The 24,307-nt window shown below is 51.1% G+C and carries 21 protein-coding genes; 9 read left to right on the forward strand and 12 right to left on the reverse strand.

All coding sequences use genetic code 11. The features are described from left to right. Positions 1-24: 24 nt before the first annotated feature. Positions 25-1,230 carry a glycosyltransferase family 4 protein gene (locus ACN4EG_RS13485; RefSeq protein WP_431630109.1) on the reverse strand — a complete coding sequence of 402 codons (1,206 nt, stop codon included), beginning with the start codon at positions 1,228-1,230 and terminating at the stop codon, positions 25-27. Between the two features lie 30 nt (positions 1,231-1,260). Next, complete coding sequence (locus ACN4EG_RS13490) at positions 1,261-1,545, reverse strand: DUF2470 domain-containing protein (protein ID WP_431630111.1); 285 nt, start codon at positions 1,543-1,545, stop codon at positions 1,261-1,263. Between the two features lie 227 nt (positions 1,546-1,772). Between ACN4EG_RS13490 and ACN4EG_RS13495 the strand changes: the two genes are divergently transcribed. Both ACN4EG_RS13495 and ACN4EG_RS13500 read left to right on the forward strand, forming a co-directional pair. Further along, entirely contained in the window at positions 1,773-2,855 is a 1,083-nt protein-coding gene (locus tag ACN4EG_RS13495) for a TPM domain-containing protein (protein ID WP_431630112.1), read from the forward strand. A 75-nt stretch (positions 2,856-2,930) separates the two neighbouring features. Further along, positions 2,931-4,439, forward strand: coding sequence for a hydroxysqualene dehydroxylase (locus ACN4EG_RS13500; protein WP_431630114.1), 1,509 nt, complete (start codon positions 2,931-2,933; stop codon positions 4,437-4,439). A gap of 521 nt (positions 4,440-4,960) precedes the next feature. On the opposite strand, the gene ACN4EG_RS13505 is transcribed toward ACN4EG_RS13500, so the two are convergent. The 7 genes from ACN4EG_RS13505 to ACN4EG_RS13535 form a co-directional block, all read right to left on the reverse strand. Continuing rightward, on the reverse strand, positions 4,961-5,788 hold the full coding sequence (locus tag ACN4EG_RS13505; RefSeq protein ID WP_431630115.1) for a hypothetical protein: 828 nt from the start codon (positions 5,786-5,788) through the stop codon (positions 4,961-4,963). A gap of 35 nt (positions 5,789-5,823) precedes the next feature. Next, positions 5,824-7,164, reverse strand: coding sequence for a glutathionylspermidine synthase family protein (locus ACN4EG_RS13510; protein WP_431630116.1), 1,341 nt, complete (start codon positions 7,162-7,164; stop codon positions 5,824-5,826). Next, complete coding sequence (locus tag ACN4EG_RS13515; RefSeq protein ID WP_431630117.1) at positions 7,165-7,986, reverse strand: DUF1190 domain-containing protein; 822 nt, start codon at positions 7,984-7,986, stop codon at positions 7,165-7,167. It lies immediately after the preceding gene. 351 nt (positions 7,987-8,337) lie between these two features. Continuing rightward, complete coding sequence (locus ACN4EG_RS13520) at positions 8,338-10,620, reverse strand: TRAFs-binding domain-containing protein (protein ID WP_431630119.1); 2,283 nt, start codon at positions 10,618-10,620, stop codon at positions 8,338-8,340. A 245-nt stretch (positions 10,621-10,865) separates the two neighbouring features. Then, positions 10,866-13,283 carry a tetratricopeptide repeat protein gene (locus ACN4EG_RS13525; protein WP_431630121.1) on the reverse strand — a complete coding sequence of 806 codons (2,418 nt, stop codon included), beginning with the start codon at positions 13,281-13,283 and terminating at the stop codon, positions 10,866-10,868. Positions 13,284-13,361: 78 nt separating this feature from the next. Further along, entirely contained in the window at positions 13,362-13,850 is a 489-nt protein-coding gene (locus ACN4EG_RS13530) for a hypothetical protein (RefSeq protein WP_431630123.1), read from the reverse strand. Between the two features lie 194 nt (positions 13,851-14,044). Continuing rightward, a complete protein-coding gene (locus ACN4EG_RS13535) occupies positions 14,045-15,385 on the reverse strand; it encodes an MFS transporter (protein ID WP_431630124.1) in 1,341 nt (446 codons plus the stop codon). 329 nt (positions 15,386-15,714) lie between these two features. Between ACN4EG_RS13535 and ACN4EG_RS13540 the strand changes: the two genes are divergently transcribed. Beyond that, positions 15,715-16,239, forward strand: a complete 525-nt coding sequence (locus ACN4EG_RS13540; RefSeq protein WP_431630126.1) for a GNAT family N-acetyltransferase — start codon at positions 15,715-15,717, stop codon at positions 16,237-16,239. A gap of 383 nt (positions 16,240-16,622) precedes the next feature. Here the strand turns inward: ACN4EG_RS13540 and ACN4EG_RS13545 are convergent, their stop codons facing one another. Beyond that, on the reverse strand, positions 16,623-17,090 hold the full coding sequence (locus ACN4EG_RS13545; protein ID WP_431630128.1) for a hypothetical protein: 468 nt from the start codon (positions 17,088-17,090) through the stop codon (positions 16,623-16,625). Between the two features lie 111 nt (positions 17,091-17,201). On the opposite strand from ACN4EG_RS13545, the gene hetZ reads away from it, so the two are divergent. From hetZ to ACN4EG_RS13560, 3 genes are read left to right on the forward strand one after another with little or no spacing between them, the layout of a single operon-like run. Further along, complete coding sequence (gene hetZ, locus ACN4EG_RS13550; RefSeq protein ID WP_431630129.1) at positions 17,202-18,389, forward strand: heterocyst differentiation protein HetZ; 1,188 nt, start codon at positions 17,202-17,204, stop codon at positions 18,387-18,389. Positions 18,390-18,401: 12 nt separating this feature from the next. Further along, positions 18,402-19,367 (forward strand): hypothetical protein, encoded by a 966-nt coding sequence (locus ACN4EG_RS13555; RefSeq protein WP_431630130.1) that lies wholly within the window; start codon positions 18,402-18,404, stop codon positions 19,365-19,367. A gap of 4 nt (positions 19,368-19,371) precedes the next feature. Beyond that, entirely contained in the window at positions 19,372-19,536 is a 165-nt protein-coding gene (locus ACN4EG_RS13560; RefSeq protein WP_431630132.1) for a hypothetical protein, read from the forward strand. A 448-nt stretch (positions 19,537-19,984) separates the two neighbouring features. Here ACN4EG_RS13560 and ACN4EG_RS13565 read toward each other — a convergent pair whose 3' ends face one another. Together ACN4EG_RS13565 and ACN4EG_RS13570 are read right to left on the reverse strand one after the other, a co-directional pair. Next, a complete protein-coding gene (locus tag ACN4EG_RS13565) occupies positions 19,985-20,839 on the reverse strand; it encodes a dienelactone hydrolase family protein (RefSeq protein ID WP_431630133.1) in 855 nt (284 codons plus the stop codon). A gap of 241 nt (positions 20,840-21,080) precedes the next feature. Further along, a complete protein-coding gene (locus ACN4EG_RS13570; RefSeq protein ID WP_431630134.1) occupies positions 21,081-21,833 on the reverse strand; it encodes a phycobilisome rod-core linker polypeptide in 753 nt (250 codons plus the stop codon). Between the two features lie 334 nt (positions 21,834-22,167). On the opposite strand from ACN4EG_RS13570, the gene ACN4EG_RS13575 reads away from it, so the two are divergent. The 3 genes from ACN4EG_RS13575 (at position 22,168) to ACN4EG_RS13585 (ending at position 24,291) form a co-directional block, all read left to right on the forward strand. Beyond that, positions 22,168-22,686 carry a phycocyanin subunit beta gene (locus ACN4EG_RS13575; protein ID WP_431630135.1) on the forward strand — a complete coding sequence of 173 codons (519 nt, stop codon included), beginning with the start codon at positions 22,168-22,170 and terminating at the stop codon, positions 22,684-22,686. A 147-nt stretch (positions 22,687-22,833) separates the two neighbouring features. Next, positions 22,834-23,322: a phycocyanin subunit alpha gene (locus tag ACN4EG_RS13580; protein WP_431630136.1), complete on the forward strand. Its 489-nt coding sequence runs from the start codon at positions 22,834-22,836 to the stop codon at positions 23,320-23,322. Between the two features lie 153 nt (positions 23,323-23,475). Next, the gene (locus ACN4EG_RS13585) at positions 23,476-24,291 is read left to right on the forward strand and encodes a phycobilisome rod-core linker polypeptide (RefSeq protein ID WP_431630137.1); all 816 of its coding nucleotides are present in this window, start codon (positions 23,476-23,478) and stop codon (positions 24,289-24,291) included. Positions 24,292-24,307 lie beyond the last annotated feature (16 nt).

Below are 24,307 nucleotides of genomic sequence, written 5' to 3' on the forward strand. Positions count from 1 at the left end.
CTACCCTCCTACTCTCCTACTCTCCTACCCCTTTCCCAACAACTCCACCAACCGTTCCTGCAACGCCGATCGATCGAACAAATGCAAAGCCTTCTCCCGCAGCATCACCCCATTACAGCGAGGATCCTGCCCCGCTAACATCTCACAACAGGCGATCGCGACAGCCTGCGGATCACGATAGGGCACTCGCCAGCCCAAATGCCCATCCTGCAAGGGATCCGCCGACCCGTCCCCATCCCCCGACAGCACCGGAACGCCGCAGGCCATCGACTCCAGATAAACAATGCCAAACCCTTCCTGGGACGGCATCACGTAGATATCCGCCAAGTTGTAATGCTGGGGTAACTCCGCCGTCGGCACAAATCCTGCAAACACGACCCGATCGGCCACGCCCAATTCCACCGCCAACTGTGCCAACCTCGGCTGATCGTCCCCCCGCCCAATCACCAAATATTTCACATCGGGATACTGCGCCAAAATCTGCGGCAAGGCCCGAATCGTCACATCCACACCCTTGTAGGGATCCCCCGACCACAGCCGCGCCACCGTCATCATGACCCGGCTGTTCGCCAAACCATATTTTTCAATCAGCGATCGCTCTGGCTCCATCGGTCGAAACACCTGCCCATCCACCGCGCAGTAGAGAAACTCCACCCGATCGGGATTCACACCATTGGCCGCGCAGAGACGATCGCGGGAATATCGGCTAATCGTCCAGACCCGATCGGCGCTTTGCAAAGCCTTCTGTTTCTGGGGGGGCAATGGTTCCCAGACTTCCTTCCCGTAGGTCAAAATCGTTAACGGAACCTCCAACGCTTTGCACAATGGCGAAATCAACGGCGCGAGATGGATATGACCACAGAACACCCGCTGCGGACGATAACGGATTAAATACGCTAAAAATTGCACCGCAAGCCGCAGCCGCCCCAAACTTGCAGGCTTCGTTTTCAGGTAATGGAAGCGCAGGCGATCGCTGACAAAGGGATTATCCACCTCCGGCCCATCCCGCAGCAAAAAGACATCCGCTGGCACCGCCCCAGGATAGGCCCGCAGAATATCGCGCACGTAGGACTGGATACCGCCTTCACAGCTCAGAATTTCCAAAAAAACAAAGGCATAGCGTTGCATAGGACGACCAGCAAAAAGCTTGGGGCAGGATGGAATCCCCCTCAGGATACCCATTCCCACCCCAGAACTCGCGGTGACAACGATCGCGCAATTCACGAGCATCGATCGACCTACCGTTAGACGAGTATCCCCCTATCCCTTCTGCCGCGCCTGCTTAATCATGGCAATCAACGTTTGGTGGGCATCTTCCGAATCCGCCAAAGTATGATCAAACGCCACCCGCACAGGTTGCTCCTGACCATTCACCTCTGCGCTGATGTCCATCCCCTCCGGATCGATCGCCAGCATTTTAGCCGCCGTTGCCTCTGATGCATCACCAAAAGCCTTGGCATAGATCAGCACCGCATCCGCATGATCTTCATTCATGTGGGCACAGATACGATCGCTAATCGCAGGGGTAATCACATCTCCAGCCATTTTATCTCTCCTTATCTCGCTCTTTGTGATGATACCAGAGCCCTCTACAGACTGCCACGTTATTGCGAAAATTTGTCAAAGCGTAGAGCAGTTTTTGGGAAATGATCGCCTGATGGGCAGTGATACAAACTTTTTTTGCGGAATTCCTAACCATCCTGCATTAGTTATCCCCAAGCTTGAATTACATAGTGGCAGCATTGCCCCATCTAGTTAGATTCATTCACTCTATGCAAAAATTCAGTCTTCAGTCGTTATGCCTCAGCCTGCTGATCGGGGGTGGATTACTGTTCACGATCGTCGCTCCGGTGCTGGCCATCCCCATCCATGAAGTGCCCAATCCCCGCAAACTCCATAGCGGCTGGGTCGCGGATACGGCTGATCTGCTCACCCCTGCAACCGAAGCCCAACTCAACCAAGCAGTAACTGCCCTAGAAGCCAAAAACGGGAGCGAAATTGCGATCGTCACCGTTGCCGATACTCAACCAAGTCAATCCCCCAAAGCCTTTGCCACCGAACTCTTCAACACCTGGGGAATCGGCAAACAAACAACGAATAATGGAGTGCTGTTTTTAATTTCCAAGGCCGATCGTCGAGTGGAAGTAGAAGTTGGATCGGGCTTACACACCGTACTGCCCGATCGCGCAGTCACGGATTTACTGGCCCAAAAAGTTGCCCCACAGTTTCGTCAAGGCCAATTTGACCAAGGCACGATCGACGGCGTACAAGCCATCCTAGATATGCTAGAACAAAGTCGCTCCGAATCAGGCACAGTTGGGACTGAACGATCGGACATAGTTGGCGGTATTTTTGCATTTTGCATTGCGTCCGGCGGTGCATTGTTGTGGGTATCCCGCAGGCAAAAACGGGCATCCCAGCCAGCAACCTCGATCGGGCCATCTGTCCCCATCTCCCAAACCGTCGCCATCTCTTCCCAAACCTTGACTGCACCGCCACAACCCACTCCAGTGCAAGCAAATCCAGCGCAATCCACGAAAACAAACCGTAAAAAGAAAGCAAAAAAGAACAAGGGAAAAGCATCTAAACAGAAATCTAAGCAAAATCACGAAAATCGATCCCACGCAGAGAGTAACTCCTCGGAGCAACCTAATTACAATAGCTCCCATAGTTCGATCGACAACAGTAATTGGGACACCAATCAATACAATTCTTGGAATACTAGCGATACTAGCAACTATAGCTCTCATGATTACAGCTCTAGCGACTATAGCTCCAGCAGTTCCAGCGATTACAGCTCCAGCGATTTCGGTGGAGGCAGTAGCGACGGTGGGGGTGGCGGTTGCGACTGGTAGACCTTGACTGGTAGAACCCCCAATCCTCTGCTAGCCTGAAGGGGTTGGCAGTTACGCAGGGACTTGGGATAGGTTATGGTTGGGTCAGGGCAGATTGGAACGGGTGGACAGGGCAAAAAGGTCGTAGTCGTGGGGGCGGGCTGGGCTGGACTAGGAGCCACCTACCACCTGGCTAAACAGGGCTACGACGTAACCTTGCTAGAAGCCGGAGCCTATCCCGGTGGCCTAGTGGCCGGCTGGAAAACCCCCGGAGGCCGATCGGTGGAAGCCGGAATCCATGGCTTCTGGTATCCCTACAACAACATCTTCTCCCTGGTTAAGGAATTGGGGCTGGATCCCTTCACGCCCTGGACGAGATCGCACCAGTATTCCCCCGCTGGCTTGGAAGTGACCTCGCCCATTTTCCAGCACATGCCGCGCCTGCCCATGCCTTTGGGCACCTTTGTCTACACGCAATTTGAACGCTTGCCCCTGTGGGATCGGCTGACGGCGTTACCCCTGCTGTACACGATCGTGGACTTTGACAATTCCGACGAAGCTTGGCAACGCTACGACAAAATGACCGCGCGGGAATTATTTCAACAATACGGCGTCTCGGAACGACTGTACAAAGACGCCTTTGAAGCCATGCTGCTGGTGGGTCTGTTTGCACCGGGTGAGCAATGTTCTGCGGCGGCTACCCTGGGAATGCTCTACTACTTCATCCTGGCCCACCAAGCGGACTTCGACGTGGTGTGGTGTCGAGGTACCGTGGGCGATCGCATCTTTCAGCCCTGGGTGGAGAAGATTAAAACTCTCGGCGGCAAAGTGCTTACCCAGAAACGGGTTAGTGACTTAGAACTTGCACCCTCCGGCCAACGGATCAGCGCCGTAATCTGCGGTTCAGAACGGTTTGAAGCCGATGCAGTCATTTTTGCGGTTGGCATTTCGGGTATGCAAAAAATCATTGCCAATAGCAAAACCCTAGCGCAGTTCGCAGAATTTCGTGATGTGATGAATTTAGGGTCGATCGACGTGTTAGCAACGCGCCTGTGGTTCGATCGTAAAATTCCCGTTCCGCTGCCATCTAACGCCTGCTTTGGCTTCACGCCCACTACCGGCTGGACCTTTTTCGACCTCAATGCACTACACGATGAATTCCAGGACGAACCCGGCACCGTGATTGAAGCCGACTTCTACCATGCCAATCAGTTTTTACCCATGGACGATCGGGCCATCGTCGATCGGGTTCACCAAGATTTAATCACCTGCATTCCAGAATTCCAAACCGCAAAAGTCATGGACTACAGCATCGTGCGCCTGCCCAAGGCCGTCACCCATTTCTCCCCCGGCAGCTACCAATACATGCTGCGTGGCAAGACCAGCCTCTCTAACCTGTACATGAGTGGCGATTGGATTATTACCCAGCACGGATCTTGGTCTCAAGAAAAAGCCTACGTCACGGGATTGGAAGCGGCCAACGCGGTGATTCAGCAATGGGGCGGACAACCTGCGCCCATCATTCCCGTAGAAGCCGATGAACCGCATATTCAGGTGTTACGATCGCTCAACCGCCAAGCCAAAACCTGGTTACCTCGGTTCTGAGGATTTACTCGGTTCTGAGGATTGAGAAGATCCAACTGGAATGATTCAGGATCTGTTGAAGTCGCGGCAGAAGTCTGCAGAAGAGTAAGGAGCATCAGGTAACCCGTGAGGATTATTCTCTGCTAGGGAAGCACGGGAAATGGGGGCATCTTAAACTTTGATTCCAATGTCAGCGATTTCTACTTTTTCGTAAGCTAATGTTAGTTCACAAAAAATCTGAGAACTTTACCCTTCTTCAGTCACTTTAGGTAAAGTAAAATCAACTCTAAAAGCTGAAAGCTTTTCACAATGAGCTTTCCAGCATATACGCATTATTGTCAAATGGTTTAAAAACTTGGAAATAGACTGCATATGCTAAAGCGCAAGCTGCGTAAAGATTTCGTCGTTCTTAGCCGATTTCTCCTTTCCCGAAGTGATTCAAGAGGGGTAATTTTCTTGTTAACTGAAAGCGTTCTTCAAACATAGTAATATGCGTTAGCTTCTACAAAAAACTCCTAATCTAATAGATCTAATAGAACCATTTACCCATCCTCCCCGATCGGCACCAACCGACACCCCTCCGGTACCCACTGCCAAAGTGCTTTCAATTCCATCGGTTCCGGCCTCGTCCCCAACCCCAACCGCGCCAAAATCAGCCGAATAATCACCCTACTAAACTGCGGCGGAAACCGAAACTGTTCCTGGGCATGATCCAGAAAAAACGTCTTGTAATACCTCCCTAACCGAAGTTCCAGCGCTGCAATCTCATCTAACAACGGCTCCACCTGATCCAATCGATCGCGGTGTCCCTGTAACAGCAACTCCGCCGCATTATTAAAATGCATCCCCTCATCCTGAATCAAATGCTGCCCAATCTTGCGGATCGCAGGCCCAAAATGACCATAATATTCCCGCAAATCCCGGCGATAGGAATACACCGACCCAATTTCATCAAACATCATCGTCACCAGGATCGTAAACTCATCCTGCAACACCCGCGCGATCGGTTCAATCTCATGCACCCGATCGCCAAACCGCCGATCCATTTCCGCAAAACTCACCCCAGACAACCCATGGTAAACCCGCCGCAACGCTTCATAATGCTTCCTTTCATCGCTCAACCATAGCACCAGCATCCCCAGAAATTCCGACGAAAACTCCGATCGCCGCGCCATCAAATACTCGTATAAAACCCCCGCATCCGCTTCCGAAAACACATCCCGCCCCAACAACCGACAAAAATTCTCCAACACCCCCGGTGGCGCAGTCTGCAAATACGAGTCCGGCACCTCGTAATCGCGGGGCAACACCTGATCTAAATCCCACTGATTCTGGCCAATTTTGCAATCTGCATATTGCCCTATACTCATAGTCTTTAATACCGAATTGGGTTGTAATTGCGCCCCTAAGGAATGTATAGCCCTGCATCCGAAACAATATGCGGAATAATCAAACAATGCCGCCCCGTGATCCGCGACGTATCCCCCCGAATTACAATCCCCGCCGCCGCACCATCGATCGCCCAACTGCCCACCATGTAGTGATACCCAAACGCCTGGGGTAGCTCCACATATTCCTGAATCATAAACCCCTCACCGCCATAGCCCAAACTAGGCCGCGACTCCAACGCCCCAATCCCCGTCTCGATCGAAATTCCCACCCCCTCCATGCCCAACAGCGGCTTTTTCACATACATCCCCATCAACAGACGGGTCGCCTCCACCGAAACATCATCCTCAAAATAAGTCGCCAACAAATACCGTCGATCGGGCGAATCCTTAAAACACTCCCACATCAACGCCAGCGCCCCTTTGTTAGATAAAACCTGCTTCCACAGCGGCTCGATCACCTTAGCCTCCGCCGTTTCCAACTGCCGCACCAGCGCCTCCGTTGCCCCCAGATTGGCCACATCACTTTGCAGATCCGACCAATCGTACATTTTCCACAGCACCGGAATTCGCTGATTCACCGCATCAATAAAATAACCATCCTCATCCAACCCCAGCCCCCGCTGCACCTCATTGCCCTGCTTATTCCGCAACCCTCGCAAATACAGAAGCTGCACATAGATATTCGGATCAACCTCATCGTGCAGAATCTGAATCAACTGCATTGCCATTTCCGAATCCTCTTCCAGATTCTCATCCACCAGAAATGTGATGCCCGTTTTCCTCAGGTCATAACCCTCTACGATGCGTCGCCATTGTCCCGCCACATGATCCCAAAAATCATTAAACTGATTCGCATCCTTCGGTAATGGATAATCACTGTGTTGGTAATTACGTTGATAATCCACATACCAATTCCATTGATACACCGTCTCCGCACCCAACAGCGGCGTTTCCCCATTAATTTCCAGCAACTTAATTTGGCCATCCTCCGTCACCGCCAAATCAAACCGCGTCAACAACGACAAATCCTCCACCGGATCGCACCGATCCCAACTGTCCTTAATCACCTGCCAGTAGGGAGCCGGAATTTTCAACCGTTCTAACCGCCGATCGACCGCGCCATAGACCTCATCCGTGAAAAACCAGTCCAAAAACGTCACACACATTTCCCACAGCCGTTCCGTTGCCGTTGCGATCGCCGTTTCTTCCGTAGTGTGAAACTGAATCGCAAAGGGTTCCGGCAACGCTTCCACCCAATATTTCTGCGCCGCATCACTCAGCACATCCGCCTGGTAAGCATGCTCACGAATATGGTTTTGCCAGCCCGATCGCCGAGCCACCCGAATTGCCTTCACCTACTTGCCCCCCCGTCCCGTGCTCTTAAAGCTTGACCCAAAGCCCGACTGACTTCTCCCCGTAATCGTCCCCCGCGCCGCCGTTCCCGCAGGCCGACTCGGAGCCGAAAACCCCGTATGGGCTGGAACCATCACCGCGCCAGCCGACGATCGGGAAACCGTATCACCATTAGGCGTGACCACTTCCCCCGAAGTTAAACCGCTATAAACCGTGTGGGGCGTATAAATCCGCGACCCCGCCCCCATATTCAGAGGACTTTCGCTAGGCAGATTCGGATTCCCTTCAGGATACAGATAAGCGCCCCCAAAGCGCGGACGATAGCCCAACGAGCTAGAGGTCGAGCTAGTACCGGTGCCCCCACCCCCAGAATACGGTTCACATTGCACCCCATCCGCTTGGCAATCCGCCAGACTTTTGTACACCGGGGCATGGCGATCGTGTTCAATCCGAGCCGCCCGCATCTGCGTCGCACAGTCCTCCGGTTTCAGTGCCGGGGGTTTCAACGGGGGCTGCCCTTGGGGGGAAGGGGTGACTCCTGCGGTGGGCTGAGCTTGGGCCGCCTTCAGTCGAGCCGCATAGAGATCCTGCTGGCGTTTCGCATCCGCCTCACACTGCGCCTTGTTTTCATAGAACAGCGCTGGAACCATCGGGTCATCCGCCTCATCGCCAGCGTTATTACACCCCGTCACCAACTGCGCTGCAATAAAGGCCGAAATCGCGAGATACGTTTGAATCTGTTGCCGCCGAATCGATCGTAATTGCGGCGAGGCTTGGGATTGTGATCGGGGAGATTGAGAATTGTGGGAATTTTGCACATTCATAATGGGCCTAAGCCATCAGCAAATTGTTTATACCTATGTACCCGCCAGCCTATGCACTCCACGATCGCCCCCAACCCCATGAGATCCCCCCTAACCCCCCTTATTAAGGGGGGAACTGGAAATTTAGAGCAAATTAATAATGAGAGTTGAAAGGATGAGCATTTATTCAAACTCCCCCTTTTTAAGGGGGATTTAGGGGGATCTGCGGGATTTAGGGGAATCGATCCATCCTCAGCAAGCGCATTTCAGCAAGATATTGCTAGTATATCCATGCCAATTCAGCCACCGCCAAGATCTCTACCCGCCTTTATTCATCATTCTTCACATCCCAGCCTATCCCACTGCTCCCCTTCACACACCCAGCAACACCCGCCGCACATGGTAGGTCGGAAACGTGCCATAGCGCTTGGCCCAAGGCATTTGCCCCACATAATCGCAGGTGAACTGGCGCAAATCCTCCGACGCCGCGATCGCCGCAAACGCCTGACTCGCATAGACCTTGCCCGGTGGCGTAATCGGCTCAATCCGCGCGGTATGGCTCACATGCATCCCCACGTAATTCAACTGCCCGGTAATGGGGTCAACGGTGCGTTCCACTGGCCCCGCGTGTAGGGCAATGCGCAGATTTAGCCCAGCGGGTAAGCTCTTGGTAGACCAGTCGATCGATTGCACGAGATCACAGAGCGCCAACGCAAATTCTCCGGCCTGTTGCACAGTGGGAAATACAAAATACAATGCATCGCCCCAGGTATTTTTCATCAGAATGGGATATTGTTCCGATAATGCTGCAATCGCACCCCAGAAATACTGAGCGAATGGCCCGTGCTGGTTTTCCTCTAGATGGCTGAAGTTCACCACGTCAGCAAAGAGCAAGGCCCGAATTTCGCGGCTGGAGATATCGCAGGTGGCTATTCCTGCCGTAGCGACGGGTAAGGCGGTTGGGGTCGGGGTTGGGGCAGTGCCCAAGGCAATGGGAGGGGCGCTCTGGTGCTCCCGCAAAATGGCCGCCAAATCAATCACCTCCACATGATCCGTCCAGCGTCGCCAGTTGGCTACGGTGCTGGCGGTGCCCCCCGGCCCATCCCCCGGTTTGCCGTCCCATACGGCTAAGGGAATTAACTCCGTGCCCAGTTGATCGGCTCGAATTTTGGCCAGTCCGTAGAGCAGGCGGTGGGAATATTCGTAGACCACGTCGTTTTCTTCCAACCTATTGCCCGACGCGATCACCAATTCCGTGGCATCCTGCATCAAGCGATCGAAGCGATCGCCCCAGTCCCCGCTGGGTATCAAGTCCACGGAGTCCTGGATAAATTGCTCGCGGTTGCAGGGTAAGACAATGTGCAATTCGCCCTTCAGTTCCCGCATGGCTTCCAGGAACAAAATATCTGCGCCACAGGCGGCAGGCGCATAGCCCAACTGCACTTCCATTTTCTGTAAGCGTTCCAGGATGGCGCGATAGACGACGCTTTCTAAGGCGGCGGGAAAGCGGGGTTGGGGCCGATCGGGCCGATCGAGCATGTGGCCGCAGAAGACGACGACCTTGGGGATTTGGAACCACTGCTTGACCCGATCGGTGTCTAATCCCAATACTTCCGCCAATAGGACTGCGTTGCGCCGACTGGAACTCAAGTCGCCAAAGCGTCCCTGCCCGATCGTGGCGGCCTGTCCATAGAAATCCTCGGCCTCGGCGCAATCGCCTAAAATTAGTGCCGCTTCGCCCAAGGTTGCCAACCGCCAATAGTCTTGGCCGCTGCGTTTTTCGGGGGCGGACAACTGTCCTAGGCAGACCGATCGCACCTGTTGCGCTAAGGTTTGGGCTTGGGTGAGGTCGCCTTTGACGAGGGCTAGGGTGGCGGCGTTAATGCCTGTCCAGACGCTGCGACTTTGTTGGTAGGCTTGCTGGTAGCGCTGGTAGGCTAGGCCCAATTGCAGGGTAGCGATCGTCGGATCGGTGGCCTGTTGCCAGAGGTCTTTGTGGGTGCGGGCGAGGAGGCCGATCGTTTCTTCGTCTTCCTGGCCGGATTCGACTAACTGGACTAGGAGTTGATTGGCGGTGACGGTGCTGCCGCTGCGGGCGAGGGCGAGGGCGAGGAGTTGCTGTAAGCGCAAGTCCTGGGGCCAGTAGCGCAAGCCTTCGGCCAGGGCATCGTAGGCCATGAGGGGTTCGCCCAGTTGCAGGAGGGCATCTCCGAAGGCGCGGTAGATATCGGAACTGCGGGGCTGGATCCGAATGATTTCCCGACGCAGATCTAGGAGGGAACTGAGGTTGAGTTCTGCCGATCGGGTTAAGCCCTGGACCATGACGGCTAGGTCTTGATCTTCTAGGAAGAGGCTGGGGGGGCTGGTGGGATCCCGCACTTCGACGCGATAGCCCAGGGCTAGCAAGGCTTTGAGGGTTTCGGAGACTGTGACTCGTCGGCTTTGTTGTTCCCGATCGGGGAGGTCGTTGTAGTTGACTAGGTAGGGGTGTTGGCGGAGGGTGAGGTCGTACTGTGGCCCATAGTGCCAGCCATCGTCTAACCGTTGCTGCACCCAGATATCGTGGCTATTGCGGGCCAAAATTTCCGCTAACTTCAGATACTCCGCTGTTAGCGTAATGTGTGCAGTTTCGATCGGCTGAGGTTGGTACTGCAAAATCTTTCTCGCTACAGTAAACAGGACTCAAATCAATTAATACACAACTCCCTGACTTCTAGTTGATCCCCTGATCCCCCCTACCCCCCTTAATAAAGGGGGAACTGGAAATTTAGAGAAAATCGACGAGAATGAGGGTAAATCTGAGATTTTTCTCAAAGTCCCCCTTTTTAAGGGGGATTTAGGGGGATCGAATCTTCGCAATGACGAATTCATTAGATACTGCTCCCAATAGATCACAGCTATTACTCCATGTCCCAACGCACATTCTCCAAACTCTCCTGCACACTCAAAATATTTGGGTGTCCCGGCGGAAAAACTTGCTGGTAGATGCTGAGAGCTTGCTCTAGGAGGGGTAAGGCCCGATCGTATTGTCCCTGATTTGCGTAAAACACCGCTAAATTATTCAAACTCATGGCAGTATCTGGATGATGATCTCCCAATTGCTCTTCACTAATTTCCAATGCTTCAAGTAACAACGGCTTTGCATCCTCATAACGCCCCATTGATGAGTACAATCCTGCTAAGTTATTCAAACTGGTGGCAGTGTCTGGATGACGATCGCCCAATTGCTCTTTACTGATTTCCAAAGCTTCGAGATACAACGGTTCTGCATCCCCATGACGCTCCATCGCTTTGTACAATGCTGCTAAGTTATTCAAACTGGTGGCGGTATCTGGATGACGATCTCCCAATTGCTCTTTACTAATTTCCAAAGCTTCGAGATACAACGGTTCCGCATCCCCATAGCACCTCATCGATTCATACAGTGCCGCTAAATTATTCAAGCTCGTGGCGGTATCTGGATGGGAATAGCCCAACTGCTCTTTACGGATGTTCAAGGCTGCACGATACAACGGTTTTGCCAACTTATAACGCCCCATCAATCGATATAATGCCGCTAAATTATTTAAACTCGTAGCGGTATCTGGATGGCAATATCCCAATTGCTCTTTACGGATGTTCAAGGCTGCACGATACAACGATTTTGCTAACCTATAACGCCCCGTCAATCGATACAATTCTGCTAAATTATTCAAACTTGTAGCAGTGGATAGATGGCGTTTACCCAATCGTGCTTTACGGATTTCCAAAGCTTTGAGACACAACGGTTCTGCATCCTTATAACGCCCCATCAATCGATACAATTCTGCTAAATTATTCAAACTTGCAGCAGTGGATAGATGGCAATCGCCCAATTGCTCTTTATAAATTTTCAAGGCTTCGAGATACAACTGTTCTGCATCCTTATAACGCCCCATTGATGAGTATAATGCCGCTAAATTATTCAAACTTGCAGCGGTGTCTGGATGGCGATCACTCAGTTGCTCTTGACTGATTTCTAAGGCTCGAGCCCAGCACCGTTCCGCCTCCTGCCACAAACTCAAACTCCCATAAAACCGCCCTAACCCATTACAGCACCAACACTTATCAAAGCCCTCCAATCCCTCCGTCCACTTTGCTGCCACCTCCTCCATCTGCGGCACCGCACCCTGCACCCGCACCCGCTCCGCCACCGTCACCGTCTGGTCGATCGTCTTCGCAATCTCCGTAATCACCCGCGCAAAGCGTTCCCCAAAATCCCCTGGCCGCCGCACTGCCACAAACTCCCGCACCAGCGCGTGCATCTGGTACCGCCCATCCCCCAACCGACTCAACAAACTCCGCTTCACCAACGTCCGATCGAGCACCTCCTCCACCTCTTCCACCTCCGGCAAGCAATCCCGCACCCAGCCCACCTCGATCGGCCCGATCGCAAACACACTCACCATCCCCAACACCAACCGCGCCCGCTCATCCAACGGCTGCCAACTCAACGCGATCGCCGCCTGCACATTGCGCCCATAATCCATCTCCCCCGGCACCTCATCGATCGCCCGCGCCGCCAACGACTTCGCCCGCAACTCCGCCAACACCCCCGCGATCGTCCCACCCTCCGACAAATACCGCCCCACCAACTCGATCGCCAACGGCAACCGCCCCAACCACTCACACAACTCCCGCGCCGCCCCCAACTCCGCCACAGATTCCCCTAAATTCCGGGCAGATCCCCCTAAATCCCCCTTCAAAAGGGGGAATTTGAGAGAATCTGAGTATTCTCCCGTAATCTCACTAATTTCCTCTAAATTTCCAGTTCCCCCCTTTTGAAGGGGGGCTAGGGGGGATCCAAAGGCTAGGGGGGATCCCATCATCTGCAACAAAAGATCGATCGCATCCTCAATCTCCAACACCCCCAACGCCAAACAACTTACCGGACGCTGCATCTGCACCCGCGTCGTCATCAACACCTGAAACGCTCCCGACAGCGGCAAATATCCCTTCACATCCCGGTACTCACCCACATCATCCAACACCAGCAACTTCCGCCCCGGCAGCACCCCATCCCACCGCGCCAAATAATGCCGCACCACCTCCGTCTCATCCAACTGCGGATCAAGCTCCTCCAACCCGACCGATCGCGCCGCATAACCCAAAATATCCGTCGCCACCGATCGCGCCGACACCCACCAAATCCCCCCCGGATACTCCGCCTCATACGCCTTCGCATACTGCCGCGCCAGCGTCGTCTTACCCACGCCACCCATCCCCACCGCCGCGATCGCCACCCGATCGGCCACCCGCAACCGATCGTGCAACTCTCGCATTTCCCGATCGCGACCCACAAAGATCGCCCCGAAAAAGTCCTTAGGATAGTAATAGGGGGGACTTAACTTTATCGGCTCCCGTTCCGACGCCTCCAGTCAATCCGGTTTCACGCCATAGTTAAAAGTAATCGTCCCAGTATTGTCCTTAATAATGGGCGCTTTATTATCCGTAAACTCATTTTTCTCAGCCTTCCCACCAAACACATTCCAGACCTCGCCGCCATTCATCTCACCAATATTGATCTGTTGATGAATTTCCGCCGCAATCTGCTCCACAGCTTTCTTAAACTCCGCATCCGCCTCCAAAACCTGATTCACACCCTGAACCAAATTCCGGTTCGCATTCTCATCCCCCTGTGCCGCCGCTTCCAACAGCTTCTGCGCTTGCGTTGGGTCACTGGCCCGCTGAAGACACTTCCCCCAAACCATCTGCCCCAGCGTCTGAATCTTCTCCTTAACCGCACCAGGGAGCTTCTCCACCACCATCTCACCCAGCTTCGACCCTACTCCCTCATAGAACTTGTCCAGAATCACCTTCGCGATCGGAGTTGCCAAAAAAAGCGAGATTGTTGCGATTGGTTCCATAGCTAATCTCAGGCAGAACAACTACTCTTACAGTTCTACCGCAGAAAAATCCAACTTTCCGCAAATTTTCGGCCAGATTCAGCAACGCTACAATAGACGGCGTTGCTGAATCTGGCTATGAAACAGTTTCTGAAAGCCTTGAAGCTCTGTTCCCGATCCGGCGAAATCATAGCGTCATTCAGCAACGCCCAGGGCTAGTCCAATTGAACCAAACCCAGCCAAGACAAAATTGCAACACTCAGTGCCAAGAAAATTAGAATACTAGACGCAATACTGTAGGAAGTCTGAATGCTAAAAGCTTTCACGATCGGTTGCAACACGATCGGTGAACAAAACTGACCTAGAAAAATGCAGCTTGTCAGTCCCCCTAAAACCTTTCCTCGGCGAGAGATTGGCGTTTTAGCATTCAGCCAGACATTAAGATTGGGCAGAACTAATCCCACCCCTAACCCGGAAAGCACTAAACCTGCCAAAATCCCACTGTAGCTATGGGCTGTTGCGATGACACTATAGCCTAACCCCATCAATCCATAAAGTAGAATCAAAACTTTGCTAAAACTGAAGTTAGCATTCAGCTTGCCATATCCTACCGCTGAAATTGCGGTTGCCACGCTAGATACTGCAATCGCAATTCCCGCTTCTCGGCTACTCCCCAAAGCCAACTGCTTTAGATAAAACGGCAACTGTACTGGCACCATGTAAAACATCACCATGGTAACGATCGTGAGCCCATAGACTGTTGAAATTGCCGATTGGGATAACCCCACAGGTTCCGAGAAAAAATCTGAAGTCAGCACATCAGTCGGGATAACTTCAGTAGAGGTCGATCGATTGATCATCGAGCTCTTGACGATAGTGGGTCGAATCTTGGGACGATGCACTTCATTAGCATCGGTGAGAATTGAACCTAAGGAATTTGCGTTGGCTAAGGAGTGACGATCGCGATCCTGAGACAGTTGGCTCAAGTGGGACGATCGATTTGCCACCCGGACAGGCTCAGGCAACGTTAGCCACACCAGAGGTAACGCAATAAAAGCCACTAGATAAATCAAAAACGGCATGTGCCAGTTGAATTCAGCTAGAAATCCGCCAAATAGGACAAAAACAACACCGCCTAAGCCCATGGCCGCTGACTGCCAGCCCAGTACCTTCACGCGGGTGGCTCCGGTGTAATAGTCGGCAATTAGCGTGGCGGAAATTGTGGTAATTGCTGCCACTGCAATCCCCAACAAGGCTCGACTGAACAAAAGCAGTGTTAAATCATCAAAAATTAAACCTGCACTGCCCGCTACACCATAAAGCAAGACCGCCCCTAGCATGAATGGTCGGCGACCATATCGATCGATGAGCACCCCCACAGGTGAACCTGCGATCGCAGTAAACAACGAAGGTAGCGCAAGTAATAGCTTGGCCCATAAATCCGCGTTCGAAATATCGGCAAAATGCTCCTGGATTTTCGGCAAAGCGGGCGAAATGGCCGCACCTGCCATGATAGTCATCGTACTGGTCAGCAACAGGGTAAGGATTTTCAACATGAACGATCGGCAGAATCTAGATGCTCCAGTTTAAGGCTTAGGGGGAGCGTCTTGGGATCGACTCCAGGCCAGATCCCTCGCCAAGCAGTCCACCTTATTTGGCATAGATTCCCTGCCCTTCTTGCAACTTGACCGCTAAAACCCTAAACCCATCTCTAGAAACTACTGAAATTTTATGGCAACTATCTTCTAGACAATTTGAACTAAATTATGCTTGAGAGAATACTTGTCGGCCCCTAATCCTGTTTCATCAAGGTTTTCTGATGCGTTGACTTGACATTTATCCAGAGTCCCTATAGCCTCGTTATTGAGAATATTTATGAAAAAAGATGGCATCAGCTTGGGGACTTGAATGTTGTGGCAGTCTTTGGCAATGGCAAATGTATCCCGTTGAAATTCGACCTGCCAGCACATTGCGAGAATTTGAGGCGATGTATGCTCAGCGATGGACTGTCCTGAGATATCCCCTCAAGATGGAAGGTAGTCTGCAATCTAATCAACCTCTCCTGTCACCGGTTCCAACGGCCCATCATCTAATTGCCGTTTGTAATCAAGAGATTGTGGGTTCAGCTCGGCTTTGTCATTTAACGCAGACCTTGGGAAGCCTATCCTATGTTGCAGTGTCGATCGAATTTCAGCGGCAAGGCATCGGCACAAGATTGGTTCAGCAGTTGCTAGGCCAAGCCAAGCTCGCGGGCCTCTCCCACGTACGGGTCATGGCTAAAACTGACACCATTCCTTTCTATCAACGCTTAAATTTTCAAGTTCAAGGTGAGGTTATTTATTACCTAGGGATTGCCCATCAGTTTATGCTGTGCCAGATTTCATCCCCATCCACCGCCCCAATGACATAAAGATTTTGTTAAGTATTCCTTAATCAAGCAATTGTCTGAGAAACCTAATGACGCTTCAATGACGCTTCGTTGGTCGATCAGTTGATTGGATCCAATTAACTGATCCAGAATCTGCTATGGAAAAAAATGTGCTTGATTCTTTAATTTGGCATGAAATCGGGGAAATACCTGGATCCAACGATCGTCCCAATCTTGACGCAATCTCTTAGAGCTTGTTTGAAACCGATGGCTAGAACCTTGACTTCCCAAGCTTTTAGCATGATTCGAGGATTTACCTTGAAATGCATTCCCAGAAGGGATGATGGCAAAGATCCCAAATGGTTTCTATGGGATCTCTGTGCATCAAGAATTTCGTAGCATCTGTAGCCATTAAACCTGCTGTACTATGCATACCCCGTGGGCGGGTGAAGTTGCCGCTGAATGGCTGCATCGATCGCCGATCGTGAAATTTCTGTGCCGTTTTGGCAATTCCCTGGCATCTCAAAGAAAATCATGCTATCACACAGATTAAGCGCCCAAACTTGAAAAAGGAGATCGATAACTGGTATTTCCACAGATCCTAAATGGGGAATATCGTGGCCCAATACTCGGGCCGTAACATCTTTAGGATCAGAAAATCCATAAATGACCGTTTTTTCTACATTAGATTGTGTACGATGGGTAAGAGTTACCTTAACCCAAGCCAAGTTGTCGCGATCCGCGTCAGATGTTTGGGCAATATAGTAACTAAGGTGTCGGAGCTGACCTGCAAACCGTTGCAAAACTGGTCCGACCGTTTTTAAGAGTTGTCGCATCTCCCCGTCATTGGGAGCATCTTGAATCAGGGCATCAATTTGTTGCTCTATACTCATCATCTACCATTCAATTATTGAATACTACGAGTCAGGGATTTCTACCTCAAGATTGACGACAGTTAAAGCAGTCACTGTAAAGACCATCTTGACAGAATTGAGAGTAGTTGCTTGACATACCAGACATTAGACATCACGGGGGAAATCTGCCAGAGCGTGGATGCAACTTTTCAGCTAATCCTAAGCGAACTGAAACAAGCTACCACAGCTTCTGAGCACATTTGCCGAGAAGTAGCCGAACGCTTAAGCCAAGAGGTTTCCCGGATCTGCTCGGAGAGCAAACGCATCCAAGACTCTGGAGAGATTATCGCATGGGCCACGGCCTTAGCTCGCCATCGCTTGCAACAGTGCCTCCACTATTACAAGCTGGGATCTCGCCGGGGCCGAGTCGATTTGCACAGTACCCTGAGTGCTGTGGTGTATCGCTATATCACTCCTTCTAAGAGCCAATACAGCTACCAGGCAAGACTGACGCTGATTGAAGACTTTTTACAAAGTTTTTATATGGAGGCATTGAATGCCTTCCGTCGGGAAATGCAATTGCCCAGTAGTTATTCGCCGCAGAACGTCTTGCAGTTGGCGGAATACATGGCATTCACGGAGCGCTATGCTAAACGGCGGATCCCTTTACCGGGGCGGCGCAATCAGCAATTGATTATCCTACGAGCGCAAACTTTTTCGCAACAGCAGCCTAATGAGGCGCTAGTAGATATCGAGCGTGCGGCGGAAGGCTCCCTGATCGAAGGGGAGGATTCGTGGAATATGGCCTCCATTCAGCAGCTACGGGAACAAATGGTGGCCCAGGAGACGGAGCCTGTGGAGGATACGCTGCGGCAAAATGTGGTGCAGGAGTTGATTAACTACCTGGAAGAGCGCAATCAAAAGGACTGTGTGGATTACTTTGTGCTGCGGCTTCAGGATTTGCCCGCCAATGAAATTGAGCAGATTTTGGGCCTGACGCCCCGTCAGCGGGATTATCTCCAGCAGCGGTTTAAGTACCATTTGGTGCGCTTTACCTTTACCCACCGCTGGGAGTTGGTGCATCAGTGGCTGGAAGTTGATCTCGATCGTAATTTGGGGCTTTCCCTCAAACAGTGGGAAGAGTTTAATAAAGGTCTCACCAACCCGCAGCGGACAATTTTGCAGATGAAAAAAGAAAAAGCACCGGATGCCGACATTGCCCGATCGGTCGGTTGCACAGTCAATCAACTGCAAAAACAGTGGTTTAAGCTGTTGGAGATTGCTTGGGAAATTCGAAATTCCCAAATATCCGGAGCAGGTTTATCTATTGATGAATAAGGGTGTATCAGGATGGATTACGACTCAGAGGCATACCAAGCCGCTTTTATCCGACTTGTCCAAGACCTTAAACTCACCCTTTCGGAGGATGAGATTGAGCACTTTTTGACAACGAAGTCATCTGAAGCCGAAACCCTCCTCCCTCTATTGAATGAGGAATTACCACTGAACTCAGGAGACTTACCTGCTGTGCAAGACCGTTATTATGCGTTGTTAAAACATCGCCTACAGGCTGAAATTCAGCGGAAGCCCCCGTTATTTCCTTGGGAAGATGAGATTCTGGATTACCAGGCTGATTCCCTGGGTGAAGCGGTGATGGCTGGGATGAAGCCAAATTCCCTCTGGCTTGCCCAACTGCGTCGGCTCGCGCTGCCTGTAGCATTACCGGATGAATTGTTAGGTCAACTGTTGGCGCAATGCCAGCAAGTGGCTCAGGCGTCCCTTCGGGAGGGCGCTAAGTTGGTGAAATCCGTTGAATCCCTGTTTCCGGGGGAGTTTTTGGAACTGAACCGATTAGCCGGGGTGGTGATGGTGTCTCCCGCACGATCTGGTTATGCCAGTCTGCAGGAACGCCTTGCCGAATTGGGTGATGATGTGCCCGATAGCTATGCTACAGCGCTGCCTCCGCAACAAATGATTCTCTCCATGCTGGCGGCACGGGAAATTTTAAATTCCTTAAGTTTGTCGGTTGTTCCGAATCAACTTCAGTCCCATCAATGGGTCACCGAAATTGGTGCCCTGACCCTGGAGGTAGATTACCGATCGCAGGATGGTGGGATGACTCTGCGGATTCAAGGACAACTTCCCTGCGGGGGCAGTTTGACGCTACAAGGTGAACAGGGACGATCGATCGCAGAACGGGACGATGCAGGCAATGTAATTGTGGAATTACATGATTTATTACCAGGGCAGTCGGCTCAGTTGGAAGTACGTTTAGGCGAGGATGATGGATTGCTGTTTGTGATCGACCCAGCGTAATTCGTTGCATTCGATCCTAGGCAATTCCAATGACAATCCTGACCGCCTGAATATCCACCGATCGCAACCCGTCACAGAGAGCTTGGGCCATTGGCAACGTTGGTCGCAGGCAACTTTGTCTATGGATAAGTTTGACTGGCTACCTGGATACACCGTTGAACGCAGATAAATATTGAACGCAGAAAATGTTGTTTAAATTTCGTCTAGACAGCTAGTAACTCAATCTACCCCCTTTGGGGGAGAATGCCGTTAGTTTAATCAAAAACGCTTGTGGTGTTGCATATGCTACTGTTCTGTCTCTGCAATCTCCGCAATTAATCGAGGTAGTAGAACGCTGTACTCACTTGTGGGTATGATGATGCACGATCGTTCCTACCATGATTAATCGCAAGTAATCGTAAAAATTGGTTAATCGTAAAAACCGGGGCTCCAGCCTAGATAGGCGGGTTATTGAGAAGCCCCCGGTTTTGGTTGTACGAGGTTTCGCGCTCGAACCAGAAAGCTTTACCCGTCATTAATCGGGAATCTGCAAAACAATCGAACTGTAGATTCGATCATTGCCGACTCCCGATTTTTGCAACTGCGCGATCGCGGCTAGTTTCGATCGCTTGAATCGACTAAGCCTGTTTGAGATAGCGCTTGAAAAAGCCAAACGTCATATCCCACGCTTCTTGAGCCGCAGCAGGCGCATAGGTTTCCCGCTGGTCATTGGCAAACCCGTGTTGAGTATTGGGAAACACACTCAAGGTATAGCGCTTTCGGGCGTTGGTTAATGCCGTTGTAATACGAGCATGTTCCTCCGCATTAATGTACTGATCCTCCGCGCTGTAAATCAGTAATAACGGAGATTTCATTTCAGGAATGCGATCGAGCAACGAAGCCCGTCCCAATGGGTCAGGATTCGAGGCAATGCCACCACCGTAGAAAGCCACCGAAGCTTTGATGCGATCGGGATAGGCTGCGTTGGCGAGAAACGCAAACCGTCCCCCCATACAAAAGCCCACCGTTCCGATCGCCGATGCCTTCACCTCAGGCCGTTTCCCCAGAAAATCTAACGATTGTCCCAGTTCCTTGGTGAACTGCTCATCCTTCATCGTTTTGAGCTTGTCGATCGCCCCTGGTAAATCCTTGTAATCAAACACGTCCCCGTAATAAATATCCGGTGCCAGAGCTGCATAGCCATACTTGGCGCACATGTCGCAAATACCTTTGATTTGGCTATTCAATCCAAAGGCTTCCATAATCACAATCACAGCGGGAAAGGGCTTCTTCGCTTTTGGATCCGATGGAGTGACGTAATAGCCCTGGAGCTTACCCGCGATCGTCACCATTTTTCCCTTGGGGGAATTGGTCATTGATGAATGCTGATGGGGCTCTGTTTTGGCTAAGAGGCTCTGCCCAGATGTCGCGGCTGAAGTGGCTACGGTAGCAGCGATCGCTGAGGTACCCAGTAAAAGATTCCGACGCTTCATGAAACCCAAATCTCCCAAAATCCAACTCTCGATTTCCTTTCTACTATAGGTAATCTCCTCAAGTGTTGGAATTTGCAGCATTCTTCTCCAGCAAAAATTCGACAAGATAAGCGCTCAGAGAATTCTGAACGCTCTCAAAAATTTCTGATGTAAAGACTTCTGCCAACCCCATGGTCAGAGCAATGATTGCCAGAAGAATCAGTACTCGAGAAATCAGTCGCAGTCCCTGAAAATGGGATGTTTAACGGTTGCGATAGGGAACCGTTTTTTCGATATCGATGTTTTGCACCGAAGTTGTGCTGGGTCTGCCTGCAGTCGCGTTGAGGCTTCTGGCCATTCTGAGGAACTCGCTGGGGTCGCCTGTCTTGGGTTGATCTTGATAGGAACGGAAGGTGCGAACCGATTCTTGCCAAATTCCTTGGGGGAAGCCCAACTTGGCGCGATAGTAAGCATCGTAGCGAGGTGTCGTGATGTTGAAGGGGATTTCACCAACGGCACGGCTGGGCAGAGTCCGACGACGGTGGTAAGGAACGGTGTTTTCCCCAAAGTTTTCGATGTACTCATCGCTATTGAGGAGTTCATCTACAAAGCCTTTTACGCCTTTGGTCATGACTATGGCTGACCAAGCAATCTTTTCAGCTTCGTTGTAAACCCGACGGCCTAAAACCTTTTGAACGCAGTGCTCAACAAAACGATAGTTACTGTTCTTGTTGTAGAAACTATCAATGAAAGTGTTCGACAGCAGTAATCCACGAATGAAGTCGCGCACGGTAATCTGTCTGTTACGCAACTGAGATTCCAGGATGATTTCCCGATCCCACTTAAATGCATGGAAGAAAATCTGGCGGTACGCTGCGTTAATCAGATCTCCCATGTCTGTATGAGAAAACTGATCATCTGTTGAATAAATGATAGCTTCATCATCCCGAGCACCTAGCGCATCTACACGCTGATTGGGACAGGATGGCGGATAAGCTAACAGAGGAATAGCCACGTTTACAAAATCTCCCAGTGTTACACAACTTTCAAATTGTCCCCGATTATATAAGTGAGAGGGAAGTGGAATCTGCAAGGAATGAATAAAACGTTACAGATTACATCAGCCACGGCAGCAATCCCTTCAGCGACCTTCAACGGAGGTGTCAAACTGAGAAAATTAACACTATTTTTAGCGGTTTTTAACAATCTGTTACATATTCAACTGCTCAATAATTTGTAACAAAAATGCCTCTCACAGCATTGTATAAACAAATTTATATGGACTGAGTCTCTCAGTTTCGCAACAAAGCTTTACTTAAATCGAACATTTTCTTAGGAGACTGATTCAAATGTTAGACGCCTTTACTAAGGTTGTGACCCAAGCTGATGCTCAAGGACAACTGGTGAGCAACGCTCAGATTGATGCTTTGCTAGCGGTGGTAAAAGATGGTGCGAAGCGTACCGATGTTGTGAACCGGATTACTGGGAACTCTTCCACGATCGTGACCAATGCCGCTCGTGCATTATTTGAAGAGCAGCCCCAACTGATTGCTCCGGGCGGAAATGCTTACACCAACCGTCGGGTGTCTGCTTGCATGCGCGATATGGAAATCATTCTGCGCTATGTTACCTATGCTGTGTACTTAGGCGATGCCAGTGTATTGGACGATCGCTGCTTGAATGGCCTGCGGGAAACCTATGTCGCTTTGGGTGTACCGGGTAACTCCATGGCCACCAGCGTTCTCAAAATGAAAGATGCTGCGATTGCAATCGCGAACGATCGCAACAACATCCAACCTGGGGATTGCAGCTCTTTGATTGCTGAGTTGGCAGGCTACTTCGATCGGGCAGCAGCAGCTGTTAGCTAATTTTTGAACTTGGTTTTTTAGCCCAGCATATCTGAGTTTTAATTCGTTCCGAATTCGGCTTTTTCTAGTTGATTTTTCCAATTTTTCTAGCTAAAGCTTTGTTCCGTTAGACATTTTTCTAAGATCACGTAGGGAGATTTTATTCCAATGAAAACGCAATTAACTGAAGCGGTTGCTGCTGCTGATTCCCAAGGTCGTTTCCTCGGCAACACAGAGCTACAAGTTGCCTTCGGTCGTCTGCGCTTGGCAACGGCTGATCTAGAAGCTGCAAAAGCGATCGGTTCTAAGGCTGCTCAATTGGCAGAAGGCGCAGCTAATGCCGTTTACCAAAAGTTCCCCTACACCACCACCATGACCGGAAGCAACTACGCTTCTGATGCTCGGGGTAAGGCAAAGTGCCTGCGGGACATCGGTTACTATGTGCGGATCATTCAATACTGCTTGATCGCCGGTGGCACTGGCCCCGCAGATGATTTCTTGTTGGCCGGGATTGCTGAAATGCACAGCCGCTTTGAATTGGTACCGAGCTGGTATGTAGAAGCCCTCAAGTACATCAAAGCCAACCATGGTTTGAGTGGTGACCCAGCCCTTGAAGCGAACTCCTACATCGACTACATCATCAACGCACTGAGCTAGTTGTGTGCTTTGCCCGGAAAGGTCAACAATTCTTCTGCAAAAGGAGAGTTGTGGATCATTCCGGGCCGCTTTTTAGCCATCAAGTTAAAAATCTGTAAAACATCGTTTGCTGATTTGGTTTGCTGATTATTTAGTTGATTGGGAGAAACCAATATGGCTGGCTTACAAGAGGCGAGTAGATTAGGAATTAAACCCTTTGAAGAAGCATCCCCGGTTGAATTGCGCTCCAATGCAACCTCCGATGCAATTCAGGGTGTGATTGCTGCAGCCTATCGTCAGGTTTTGGGCAATGAGTATTTGATGAAGAGCGAGCGGTTGACAGGGCCAGAATCTCTGTTGACTCGCGGCGTGATTAATGTGCGGGATTTTGTGCGGGCGATCGCGCAGTCGGAACTTTATCGTAAGAAGTTTTTGTATCCCAATTTCCATGTTCGCTTCATTGAGTTGAACTTTAAGCATTTCCTAGGACGGGCTCCCTACGATCAGTCGGAGATTTCCTATCACTTGGATCTCTTTATTTCTGGAGGGTACGAAGCGGAGATTAACTCTTACTTGGATTCTGCGGAATATCAAGCAAGCTTTGGCGATAATATCGTCCCCTATCACCGGGATTTTCAAGTTGATCATCCAGGGCAACGGGCGGTCGGATTTGGTCGTTTGTTGCAGCTCTATCGGGGCTATGCCAACAGCGATCGGGCCCAAGGGCAAACCCAACCTCGCTTGACCTGGGAAGTCGCACGTAACTTGGCGACTCCTGTCACTGCTCCTGCAACAGGTGCACTTTCTGGTGCGATCGGGGGTCGTCGAGGCGATGTGTATCGGGTGCGCGTGGTTCGTGGGGCTTCAGCGAATGCTCCAGTGGTTCGGCGCAGCACCACTGAGTTTCTAGTGTCCTATGATCAACTGACGCCGAAATTGCAGCAGTTGAGCCGGACTGGGAACAAGGTCGTCAGCGTGACTGCTGTTTAGATCGTTGCGGTTTAAA

Origin of the sequence: Alkalinema pantanalense CENA528 (assembly GCF_050753345.1) — a bacterium.
GTDB classification, from domain to species: Bacteria; Cyanobacteriota; Cyanobacteriia; order Leptolyngbyales; family Leptolyngbyaceae; genus Alkalinema; species Alkalinema pantanalense.